Source organism: Streptomyces sp. NPDC048211, assembly GCF_043202315.1.
Classification (GTDB): Bacteria; Actinomycetota; Actinomycetes; order Streptomycetales; family Streptomycetaceae; genus Streptomyces.
The window spans coordinates 105,184-117,978 of sequence record NZ_JBIDAD010000015.1 but is presented as its reverse complement, the minus strand read 5'-3'; the positions used below and the strand labels follow the sequence as shown (position 1 = coordinate 117,978).

Annotated in this window: 1 protein-coding gene; it reads left to right on the top strand. The window is 70.7% G+C overall.

Translation table 11 applies throughout. The features are described 5' to 3' along the window. The first annotated feature begins 14 nt into the window (after positions 1-14). On the top strand, positions 15-12,779 hold the full coding sequence (locus ACGFZA_RS37095; RefSeq protein ID WP_393684994.1) for an amino acid adenylation domain-containing protein: 12,765 nt from the start codon (positions 15-17) through the stop codon (positions 12,777-12,779). Positions 12,780-12,795: the final 16 nt, after the last annotated feature.

Genomic DNA, 12,795 nt, shown 5'->3' with positions numbered 1-12,795 from the left:
TGCTGCATCACCTGGTGGTGGACGGTGTTTCGTGGCGGATCCTGCTGCCCGACCTCGCGGAGGCGTGGAAGCAGGTCCGGGACGGCGGGACCCCGCGCCTGGTCGCGAGTGGTACGTCGGTGCGGCGCTGGACCCATGCCCTGATCGACGAGGCCCGCAACCCCGCACGCGTCGCCGAGATGGACCTGTGGCGATCCGTTCTCGACGGGCCCGACCCGGTCCTCGGCTCCCGGCCGCTCGACCCGGCCGTCGACACCCGCTCCGCCCTCGACCACATCCAGCTGCAACTGCCCGTGGCGGTCACGGAGGCGTTGCTGACGCGGGTTCCGGCGGCGTTCCACGGTGGGGTGAACGATGGTCTGCTGGCGGCGCTGGCGCTGGCGGTGGCGAAGTGGCGGCGTGGGCGTGGGGTGGAGGAGTCCTCCACGCTGATCAAGCTGGAGGGGCACGGCCGTGAGCAGGACGTGGTGCCCGGGGCCGATCTGTCCAGCACGGTGGGCTGGTTCACGAGTATGTTCCCGGTCCGTCTGGACACGGCCGGGTTCGATCTGGACGAGGCGTTCGCCGGGGGTCAGGCCGCCGGTGGTGTGATCAAGGCGGTCAAGGAGCAGTTGCTGGCCGTTCCGGACAAGGGGCTCGGTTTCGGTCTGCTGCGCTATCTCAACGAGGAGACCGCCGCGGAGCTCGCCGGTCACTCCACCGGACAGATCGGCTTCAACTACCTGGGCCGTTTCTCCTCCGCCGACATGCCGGAGAACCTCCGCGGCCTCGGCTTCACCCAGATCTGCGAGATGTCCGCGCCCCTGGACGCGGACATGCCCGCCATGTCCGCGCTGGAACTCAACTCCATGGTCATCGACACCGACCTCGGTGCCCAGCTCGACGTCTCGGCCGGATTCCCCGCCGGGCTGTTCGCGCCGGAGGAGGTCCGGGAGCTGATCGACCTGTGGTTCGCCGCGCTGGACGCGCTGGCCCGGCACACCGCCGACCCGGCCGCCGGCGGACTCACCCCCTCCGACCTGCCCCTGGTCAAGGTCCGGCAGCACGACATCGAAGCCTGGGAGGCCCGCTACCCGGGCGTCTCGGACGTCTGGCCGCTGACCCCCCTGCAGTCCGGGCTCCTCTTCCACACCATGCTGAACGACGACTCCTGGGACGCCTACCAGATGCAGATGGCGTTCCACGTCGAGGGCGAGGTCGACCCCGCCCGCATGCGGGCCGCCGCCCAGGCCCTGCTCGACCGGCACGCCAACCTGCGGACCGCCTTCGTCGACGACTCCGACGGCAGGCAGGTGCAGGTCGTCGTCGACGGCGTCGACGTGCCCTGGCAGGAGATCGACCTGAGCCACCTCGGCGAGCAGGACCGCGCCGACACCTTCGACCGGTTCCTGGCCGAGGACCACGGCCGGAGCTTCGACCCGGCCGCTCCTCCGATGCTGCGGCTGACCCTGGTCAGGACCGAACCGGGCCAGGCCGAACTCGTCCTGACCGCCAACCACGTCCTGTTCGACGGATGGTCCCTGCCGATCCTCATGCAGGACATCCTGCGCCTGTACGGATCCGCCGGTGACCCCTCCGTACTGCCCAGGGTCAGGGGCTTCAAGGACTTCCTGGTCCACCTGTCGCGGCAGGACGACGAGGAGACGGCCCGCGCCTGGGCGCAGGAGCTCGCCGGTGTGGAGGAGCCGACCCTGCTCGTGCCCGGTGGCGCCGCTCAGGAAGGCAGCTCCGGGATCGGACACGTCGAGCTTCCCCTGCCGCTGGAGGAGGTCAGGGAGCTTAACCGGCGCGCCTCCGAGCTGGGCGTGACCGTCAACACCCTCGTCCAGGGCACCTGGGCCGTGCTGCTCGGCCAGCTCACCGGACGGCAGGACGTGGTGTTCGGAGCCACCGTCTCCGGCCGCCCGCCGGCGGTGACGGACGTCGACTCCATCGTCGGGATGTTCATCAACACGCTTCCGGTCCGCGTCGCGTACACGCCCGCCGACTCACTCGCCGACGTGCTGCGGGGCCTGCAGAAGCGGCAGGCGGCGCTCCTGGACCACCACCACTACGGCCTGACCGAGATCCACCGGGCCACCGGGCTCACGACCCTGTTCGACACCCTGGTGGTGTTCGAGTCCTACCCCGTCGACCGCGACGGCCTCAGCGACGCCAACTCCGCGGCCGGCATCGCCTTCACCGGCATCCGCCCGTCCACCGGCACTCACTACCCGCTCACCGTCATGGCCGACGCCGACCCGCACCTGCGGCTCAGCCTTCAGTACCAGGAGCACGTCCTGGACCGGGAGACGGTCGATGTCATCGCCGCACGGTTCGTACGGGTCCTGCGCCGGCTGATCGCCGACCCCTCGCAGCCGGTGGGCCGCGTCGACATCCTGGAGCCCGCCGAGCGCGTACGCCTGCTGGAGCAGTTCAACGACACGGCCGCACCGGCGCCCCGGCTCACCGTCCCCGCGCTCTTCGAGGCCCAGGCCGCACAGAGCCCGGACGCGGTGGCGGTCATCTTCGAGGGCACGGAGCTGACGTACGCGCAGGTGAACGCGCGGGCGAACCGTCTGGCACGGGAGCTGGCCGGCCGGGGCGCGGGCCCCGAAGCGGTCGTGGCACTGTCGCTGCCCCGCTCGGCGGAGCTCGTCATCGGCCTCCTGGCGGTCCTCAAGTCCGGCGCGGCCTATCTGCCGATCGACCCCAAGTACCCCAGCCACCGGCTGGAGTACATCCTCACCGAGGCGGCCCCCCAGCTGATCCTCACCGACCACGACACCGTCGGTGTGCTGCCCGCCTGCGACGCCCCGGTGCTTTTCCTCGACGACGTCGACTTCGATGACGTCGACAGGGACGTCCCCGCCGGCATCGGAGACCTCGGTGACGCCGAGCGCCGGGCCCCGCTGGAGCCGCGGCACCTGGCATACGTCATGTACACCTCGGGTTCCACCGGCGCTCCCAAGGGTGTCGCCCTCACCCACCACAACGTCGTCAACGGCGTCACCCAGCTCGCCGGAAAGATCGACGCGGGGCCGGGCCGCAAGGCACTGGCCGGTACGTCGGTCAACTTCGACGTCTCCGCCTTCGAGATCTTCACCACCCTGTGCACCGGCGGCAGCGTCGAAGTGGTCCGCGACGTCCTCGTCCTGGGGGAGCGGGAGGGCTGGCACGGCAACGTCATCTCCACCGTCCCCTCGGCCTTCGCCGAACTCCTCGACCAGATCGCCGACCGCACCCAGGTGGACGTCCTGGTCTTCGCGGGCGAGGCGCTCTCCGCCGACCTGGTCAACCGCACCCGCGACGCCTTCCCCGGCGTACGGATCATCAACGCCTACGGCCAGACCGAGTCCTTCTACGCGACCGCCTTCACGCCCTCCGGCACCCCGCAGGCGCTCGGGGCCGTACCGATCGGCGCACCGCTGGGCAACATGCGGGCCTACGTCCTCGGTCCCGGACTCCAGCCGGTCCCCGCCGGTGTCACAGGAGAGCTCTACATCGGCGGGAACGTCGGCCGTGGTTACCGCGGCCGTCCGGACCTGACCGCGGAGCGTTTCGTGGCCGACCCCTACGGCGAGCCCGGGTCGCGGATGTACCGCACGGGCGACCTGGCCCGGTGGAACGCGCAGGGCGAGCTGGAGTACGTGGGCCGCGGCGACAGCCAGGTCAAGGTCCGCGGCTTCCGCGTCGAACCCGGCGAGGTCGAGGCCGCCGTCGTGGCGCACCCGGACGTCGCCCAGGCCGTGGTCGTGGCCGTCGGCACGGGCACCGGCAAGCGGCTCGTCGCCTACGTCGTGCCCGCCGGGTCCGGCGGTGTCACCCCCGACCAGCTGCGCGAGGCGGTGGCCGCACGGCTGCCCGACTTCATGGTCCCGGCCGTCTTCATGACCCTGGACCGCCTCCCGCTGATGCCCAACGGCAAGCTCGACCGGGCCGCGCTGCCCGAGCCGGAGTTCACCGCCGGCGCCTACCGGGCACCGCGCACCGAGGCGGAGCAGACCCTGGCGGGCCTGTTCGCCGAGGTCCTCGGGGTGGACCGGGTCGGCATCGACGACAACTTCTTCACCCTCGGCGGACACTCGCTGCTCGCGACCCGTCTGATCAGCCGGGTCCGCACCGTTCTCGGCGCGGAGATCCCGATCAAGTCGGTCTTCGCCGCGCCGAGCGTCGCCGAACTCGCCCCACACCTGTCGGCGGGCGTCGAGGTCCGCCCGGCGCTCAAGCGTCTTGCCTCCCGGCCCGAGCTGCTCCCGCTGTCCTTCGCGCAGCGCCGCCTGTGGTTCATCGACAAGTTCGAGGGCCCCTCGACCACGTACAACATCCCGCTCAACCTGAAGCTCACCGGCGTGCTGGACGCGGCTGCCCTGGCAGCGGCACTCGGCGACGTGGTGGCCCGGCACGAGAGCCTGCGCACGGTCTTCGTCGAGGACGCCGAGGGCGTTCCCCACCAGCGGATCGTGCCGTCGCAGGACGCCCTGCTCCAGGTGCCGGTCGTCGAGGTGGAGGCCGACGGGCTGGACGCGGCGATCGCCCGGACGGCCGAGTACACGTTCGCGCTGGACCGCGAGATCCCGGTGCGGGCCAACATCCTGCGCATCGGCGAGCAGGAGCACATCCTGTCGCTGGTGATTCATCACATCGCCGGCGACGGAGAGTCGATGGCGCCGCTGATCCGCGAGGTCTCCGCCGCCTACGCGGCCCGCCGCGAGGGCCGCGCGCCGCAGTTCCCCGAGCTCCCCGTCCAGTACGCCGACTACGCGGTCTGGCAGCGCGAACTCCTGGGCGCGGACTCGGATCCGCAGAGCGTGCTCGCCCAGCAGCGCGCCTACTGGCGCGACGAGCTGGCCGGCATCCCGCAGCCGCTCCAGCTGCCCTTCGACCGGCCGCGCCCGCCGAAGGCCAGCCACCGCGGCGGCATGACCGAGTTCACCGTGCGGCCCGAGCTGCTCGCCGCCGTCGAGGAACTGGCCCGCGAGCGCGATGTGACCGTCTCGATGGTGATGCAGTCGGTGCTCGCCGTCCTGCTGCACCAGATGGGCGCCGGGGACGACATCCCGATCGGCGCCCCGATCGCCGGCCGCACCGACGACGCCCTGGACGACCTGATCGGGTTCTTCGTCAACACCTGGGTGCTGCGGGCCGAGCTCGCCGGCAACCCGACGTTCGACGAGCTGATCGCCCAGGTGAAGGAGAAGGCACTGGGCGCCTACGGCAACCAGGACGCCCCCTTCGAGCGACTGGTGGAACTCCTCAACCCCGACCGTTCGACCGCCTACCACCCCCTGTTCCAGGTGATGTTCGCGTGGCAGAACTTCACCCAGGCCGACTTCGACCTGCCGGGCCTGCGCGTGGACTTCGTCCCCGTCGTCACCGGCACCGCGAAGTTCGACCTGTTCTTCAACCTCACCGAGGTCACCACGCCCGACGGGCGTGAGGCGCAGGGCCTCATCGAGTACGCGACCGACCTCTTCGACCGCACGACGGCACAGGCCCTGGCGACCCGGTTCCTGCGGGTGCTGCACGGGCTGGTCGCGAACCCACAGGCCCCGGTCGGCCTGGTCGACGTGCTCGACCCCGCCGAGCGCGAGCTGGTGCTGCACGGTCACAACCGGACCTCGGTGCCGGTGCCGGCAATCACCCTTCCCGGGTTGTTCGAGCGTCAGGTGGCGCTGGCTCCGGATGCGGTGGCGGTGGTCTTCGAGGGTGTGGAGCTGTCGTACGGGCAGGTGGACGCGCGGGCGAACCGGCTGGCGCGGGATCTGGTGGGGCGTGGGGCGGGTCCGGGGTCGGTGGTGGCGCTGGCGCTGCCGCGGTCGGCGGATCTGGTGGTGGGCATGCTGGCGGTGCTGAAGTCGGGGGCGGCGTATCTGCCGGTCGACCCGAAGTACCCCAGCCACCGTCTCGCGCACATCCTCACCGAAGCCGCACCCCAGCTGGTGCTGACCGACCACGCCACGCTTTCCGTACTGCCCGAGTCGGGCATACCGGCCCTCTTCCTCGACGAGGCCGGCCTGGACACCGCCCCCGCCGGTGCCGGGAGCACCGCGGACCTGACGAACCGGGAACGCAACGCGCCGCTGCGGCCGGGTGATCTGGCGTACGTGATGTACACCTCGGGTTCCAGTGGTACGCCCAAGGGTGTCGCTGTCACTCATCGCAATGTGGTCAATGGTGTGTCGCGGCTGGCGGGGCTGATCGGGGCGGGTCCGGGGCGTACGGCGCTCGCGGGTACGTCGGTCAACTTCGATGTGTCGGTCTTCGAGATCTTCACCAGTCTCTGTCATGGCGGGACGATCGAGATCGTCCGGGATGTTCTGGTTCTGGGTGAGCGGGAGGGCTGGGGCGGGCATATCGTCTCCACGGTTCCGTCGGCTTTCGCGGAGCTTTTGGACCAGCTCGCCGGTCTTGCCGGGCTGGACACGGTCGTCTTCGCGGGTGAGGCGCTGCCGGCTTCTCTGGTCACCCGTCTGCGGGATCTGCGGCCGGGCATCCGGATCGTCAACGCCTACGGCCAGACCGAGTCCTTCTACGCCACCACGTTCGCCGTCCACGGCGAGGCCGCCTGGGAGGGCAGCGGCGGCAGTGCGCCGATCGGGAAGCCGCTGGGCAACATGCGCGCCTACGTCCTGGGACCGGCTCTCCAGCCCGCCCCGGTCGGGGTGGTGGGCGAGCTGTACGTCGGCGGGAACGTCGGCCGCGGATACGTCGGCCGTCCGGACCTGACCGCGGAGCGTTTCGTGGCCGACCCCTACGGCGAGCCCGGGTCGCGGATGTACCGCACGGGCGACCTGGCCCGGTGGAACGCGCAGGGTGAACTGGAGTACGCGGGCCGCGGCGACAGCCAGGTCAAGGTCCGCGGCTTCCGTATCGAGCCCGGCGAGGTCGAGGCCGCGATGGTCGCGCACCCCGGTGTCGCCCAGGCCGCGGTCGTCGTCCGGGAAGGAGCCGGCGGCGCCAAGCAGCTGGTGGGGTATGTCGTACCGGCCGGCGCCGAGCAGGGCAGCGCCGAGAGCGTCGGCGGGACGGACTACGACCTGACGGCCGGGGTGTCCTCCCGTGACCTGCGTGTCTTCCTCGGCCAGCACCTGCCGGAGTTCATGGTCCCGTCCGCGTTCGTCGTCCTGGACCGCCTGCCGCTGATGCCCAACGGCAAGCTGGACCACAAGGCCCTTCCCGAGCCGGAGTTCACCGGCGGCGCCTACCGGGCACCGCGCACCCCGCAGGAGAAGGTCCTCGCCGACGTCTACGCCGATGTCCTCGGCCTGGACCGGGTCGGTGTCGACGACGACTTCTTCGCCGTCGGCGGCGACTCCATCCGCTCCATCCAGGTGGTCACCCGGGCCCGCGCCCAGGGCGTCGAGGTCAGCCCACGGATGATCTTCGAGCAGCGCACCGTCGCCGAACTGGCCCTGGTGGCCCGCAGCACCGGAACCACCGTCACCCTGGAGGAGTTCGAGGGCGGCGGAGTCGGCTCGGTCCCCCTGCTCCCGATCGTCACGTACATGACCGAACTCGGCGGTGGGTACGACCGGTTCTCCATGTCCCTCGCACTGGACCTGCCCCTGGGTATCGACGGGGACGGTCTGGCGGCGACGGTGGGTGCGGTCCTGGACCGGCACGACATCCTGCGGTCGCGTCTCTCGCTCGACGGGGGCGGGGTCATCGAGATCGGTCCCGAGGGGTCGGTCGATGCCGCGTCGCTGATCCGGCGGATCGTGTGTGACGGTGTCTGGGACGAGGAGTGGCAGCGGCAGGCCGGGGTCGCGCTCGATGAGGCGACGGGCCGGCTGGACACCGCGGCCGGTGTGGTGGCGCAGTTCGTCTGGTTCGCTCCCACCGACGAGGCGGTGGCCGGGCGGCTGCTGATCGTGCTGCATCACCTGGTGGTGGACGGTGTTTCGTGGCGGATCCTGCTGCCCGACCTCGCGGAGGCGTGGAAGCAGGTCCGGGACGGCGGGACCCCGAGCCTGGTCGCGAGTGGTACGTCGGTGCGGCGCTGGACCCATGCCCTGATCGACGAGGCCCGCAACCCCGCACGCGTCGCCGAGATGGACCTGTGGCGCCGCACCGTCCAAGGCCCCGACCCCCTTCTGGGTGCGCGGCCGCTGGACCCTGCGGTGGACCTGCTCTCCACCCAGGAGCAGTTCACCGTACGGCTGCCCGTGGCGGTCACGGAGGCGTTGCTGACGCGGGTTCCGGCGGCGTTCCACGGTGGGGTGAACGATGGTCTGCTGGCGGCGCTGGCGCTGGCGGTGGCGAAGTGGCGGCGTGGGCGTGGGGTGGAGGAGTCCTCCACGCTGATCAAGCTGGAGGGGCACGGCCGTGAGCAGGACGTGGTGCCCGGGGCCGATCTGTCGAGCACGGTGGGCTGGTTCACGAGCATGTTCCCGGTCCGTCTGGACACGGCCGGGTTCGATCTGGACGAGGCGTTCGCCGGGGGTCCGGCCGCCGGTGGTGTGATCAAGGCGGTCAAGGAGCAGTTGCTGGCCGTTCCGGACAAGGGGCTCGGTTTCGGTCTGCTGCGCTATCTCAACGAGGAGACCGCCGCGGAGCTCGCCGGTCACTCCACCGGACAGATCGGCTTCAACTACCTGGGCCGTTTCTCCTCCGCCGACATGCCGGAGAACCTCCGCGGCCTCGGCTTCACCCAGGTCACCGACCTGGATCTGGCCGCTGATCTGGACGCCGACATGCCCGCCCTGTCGACCCTCGAAATCAATTCGGCGGTCATCGACACCGACCTGGGGGCGCAGCTCGACGCCGTCGTCGGCTTCCCCACCGGTGTCCTCACCCGGGCCGAGGTCCAGGAACTGGCCGACCTGTGGTTCGCCGCGCTGGACGCGCTGGCCCGGCACACCGCCGACCCGGCCGCCGGCGGACTCACCCCCTCCGACCTGCCCCTGGTCAAGGCCCGCCAGCACGACATCGAGATCTGGGAGAACCGCTACCCCGGTCTGAGTGACGTCTGGCCGCTGACCGCGCTGCAGTCCGGGCTGCTGTTCCAGTCACTGCTGAACGACGAAGACGCCATCGACGCCTACCAGATGCAGATCGCCTTCCACATCGGCGGACCCGTGGACCCGGCCCGTATGCGGGCCGCCGCCCAGGCCCTGCTCGACCGCTACGCCAACCTGCGGGCCGCCTTCGTCGACGACTCCGACGGCAACCAGGTACAGGTCGTCGTCGACGGCGTCGACGTGCCCTGGCAGGAGATCGACCTGAGCCACCTGCCCGAGGACGAGCGCGCGGCGGCCTTCGAGCGGTTCCTCGCCGAGGACCACCACCGTCACTTCGAGCCGGACCGGCCGCCGCTGATCCGGTTCACCCTGCTCACCACGGGCCCGGACACCTCCGAACTGGTCCTCACCGCCCACCACGTGCTCTTCGACGGCTGGTCCTTCCCGATCATCATGACCGACCTGCTGCGCCTGTACGGGTCGGCCGGGGACGGCTCGGTCCTGCCCAGGACCCGCGGCTTCCGGGACTTCCTCGTCTGGCTCTCCCGGCAGGACCACGACGAGACCGCCCTGGCGTGGGCCCGCGAACTCGAAGGCATCGACGAGCCCACCCTGGTCGCACCGGTCACCGCCCGGCAGGGCGACGACGTGGACGACTCGGCCGCCGGCCAGGTCGACGTCGTGCTGCCCATGGACGAGGCCCGCCTGCTCAACCGACGCGCCTCCGAGCTCGGCATCACCGTCAACACACTGCTCCAGGGGGCCTGGGCGGTTCTCATCGGGGAGCTGACCGGGCGCCAGGACGTGCTGTTCGGCGCGACCGTCTCGGGACGCCCGCCGACGGTCACCGACGTCGACTCCATGGTCGGGCTCTTCATCAACACCCTGCCGGTACGGGCGCGGTACACCCCGGGCGACACCTTCGCCGGGATGCTGCAGAGCCTCCAGAAGCGCCAGGCCGCGCTCCTGGACCACCACCACTACGGCCTTTCGGAGATCCACCGGACCACGGGTCTGAGCGCTCTCTTCGACACGCTCGTGGTCTTCGAGTCGTACCCGGTGGACCAGGAGGGTCTGACCGAGGCGAACACGGCGGGCGGCATCTCCTTCACCGGTATCCGCCCCTTCTCCGGCACCCACTACCCGCTGACCCTGATGGCCGACGCCGACCCCTACCTGCGGCTCGCCCTGCAGTACAAGGAGAGCGTCTTCGACCGGGCGACGGTGGAGTCCCTGGCCGGCAGTCTGCAGCGCATACTCCACCAGCTGGCCGAGGACCCCTCGCGGCAGCTCGGACACCTCAAGGTGTTGGAGACCGCCGAACGCGACCGGCTGCTCAACCAGTTCAACCACGTCGACACCCTGGCTCCCCAGGTGACGATTCCCGAGCTGTTCGCCCAGCAGGTGACCGCCACCCCGGACGCAGAGGCCGTGGTCTGCGACGGGGTCTCGCTCACGTACCGCGAACTCGACGCCCGGGCCGACCGGCTCGCCCTGGAACTCGGTGCCCGGGGAGTGGGCCCCGAGACCGTGGTCGCGGTGGCGCTGCCACGCTCGACCGACCTCGTGGCCGGTCTTCTCGCCGTCCTCAAGTCCGGCGGTGCCTATCTGCCGATCGACCCCCGATACCCCAGTCACCGGCTGGAGTACATCCTCACCGAGGCGGCCCCGCAGCTGATCCTCACCGACCACGACACCGTCGGTGTGCTGCCCGCCCGCGACGTCCCGGTGCTCTTCCTGGACGACCCGGACACCGGCGCGGAGCCGGCGGCCGACGCCGTCGGCGGGGTGCGGGCCGTGACCCTGCGGCCGCAGCATCTGGCGTACGTGATGTACACCTCGGGCTCCACCGGCGCCCCCAAGGGCGTCGCCATCACCCACAGCAACGTCGTCAACGGGGTGGTGCACCTCGCCACCCGCATCGGGGCGGCGCCGGGCCGGCGGGTGCTGGCCGGCACCTCGGTCAACTTCGACGTCTCCGCCTTCGAGATCTTCACCACGCTGTGCACCGGCGGTGTCGTCGAAGTCGTCCGTGACGTGCTCGCACTGAGCGAGCGCGACAGCTGGGACGGCAACGTCATCAGCACCGTCCCCTCGGTCTTCGCCGAGCTGGTCGACCAGCTCGCCGGCCGCACAGAGGTGGACACGCTGGTGTTCGCGGGAGAGGCGCTTCCGGCCGGCCTGGTCCGCCAGATCCGCGAGACCTTCCCCAGCGTGAAGATGATCAATGCCTACGGGCAGAGCGAATCCTTCTACGCGACCACGTTCACCGTCCCCGAGGGCGCGGAGTGGGACGGCTCGGGCAGCGCCCCGATCGGCTCACCGCTGGGGCACGTACGCGCCTACGTTCTGGGACCGAACCTCGAACCGGTCCAGGTCGGAGTGGTCGGCGAGCTGTACATCGCGGGCGACGTCGGCCGCGGTTACCGCGGCCGGGCCGACCTGACCGCCGAGCGGTTCGTCGCGGGCCCCTACGGACCCGCGGGCGACCGGATGTACCGCACGGGTGACCTGGCCCGCTGGAACCGGGAGGGCCAACTCGAGTACGTGGGGCGGGGCGACGCCCAGGTCAAGATCCGCGGGTTCCGCATCGAACCCGGCGAGGTCGAGGCCGCGCTCGTCGCGCATCCGGCCGTCGCCCAGGCCGCCGTCGTGGCCCTGGAGGGCCGCGGAACGGGCAAGCAGCTCGTGGGGTACGTCGTGGGTGCCGAGCACGGTGACATCGGCATCGACGCACTGCGTGAGTTCGCCACGGAGAAGCTGCCGGCCTTCATGGTTCCCGCCGCCTTCATGGTCCTCGACCGGCTGCCGCTGACCCCCAACGGGAAGCTGGACAAGGGCGCCCTGCCCGCTCCCGAGTTTGCGGGGCAGGAGTACCGGGCGCCCCGCACGCGGACCGAGGAGGCACTGGCCGAGCTGTTCGCCGACATCCTGGGCCTGGAACAGGTCGGGATCGACGACGACTTCTTCGTCCTCGGCGGGCACTCGCTCCTGGCCACCCGGCTCAACAGCCGCATCCGCACCACGCTGGACGCGGTGCTGCCGATGCGGGCCGTGTTCCAGTCCCCCACGGTCGCCGAGCTCGCCGTCTGCCTGGACGCGGCCGGCGACGCGTCCGAGAACGCCGACCCCTTCGCACGGGTGCTTCCCATCAGACCGGGCGGGGACAAGGAGCCGCTGTGGTGGATCCACCTGGCCGGCGGGCTGGCCTGGCCGTATCTGAACTTCACCAGCAGACTGCCCGCGGACCGTCCCTCCTACGGAATTCAGGCGAGCGGTCTGGACGGAGAAACACCCCTTCCCGATCGCCTGGAAACCCTGGTCGACGACTATATCGAGCAGATATTCTCGTATCAGAAGCAAGGTCCTTTCCATCTCGTCGGCTGGTCCTTCGGCGGGGTGGTCGCCCACGCGATAGCTGCGGAATTGCAGAGCCGGGGGCATGAAATAGCGCTGCTCGGTCTCCTGGATTCCGCGCCCAGCGGACACTTCGCGGACAACGCGGATCTCGAACTCGCCCAGGTGCGCGGGCTGCTCAGGGACCACATCGGCGACCTCGCCGGCTCGGACGAGGAGCGCCTGCTCGAAATCGCTTCTGCCGTCGTCGTCAACAACGTGGACATGCTGAAGCGGTTCGAGCAGCCCGTCTACGAGGGCGACGCCCTCTTCTTCAACGCGACGCTGAATCCGGAGGCGCCGTACATGGACCAGTGGAAGTCGCACATCACCGGAACACTCCGGGTGCACGACGTCCCCGGTACCCACTACGAGATCTGCACTCCGGAACACGCTCCCGCCGTGACCGCGGCCATCGCCCGCGCGCTCGACGCCTCCTGAGCCCGCCGCGGCGCCG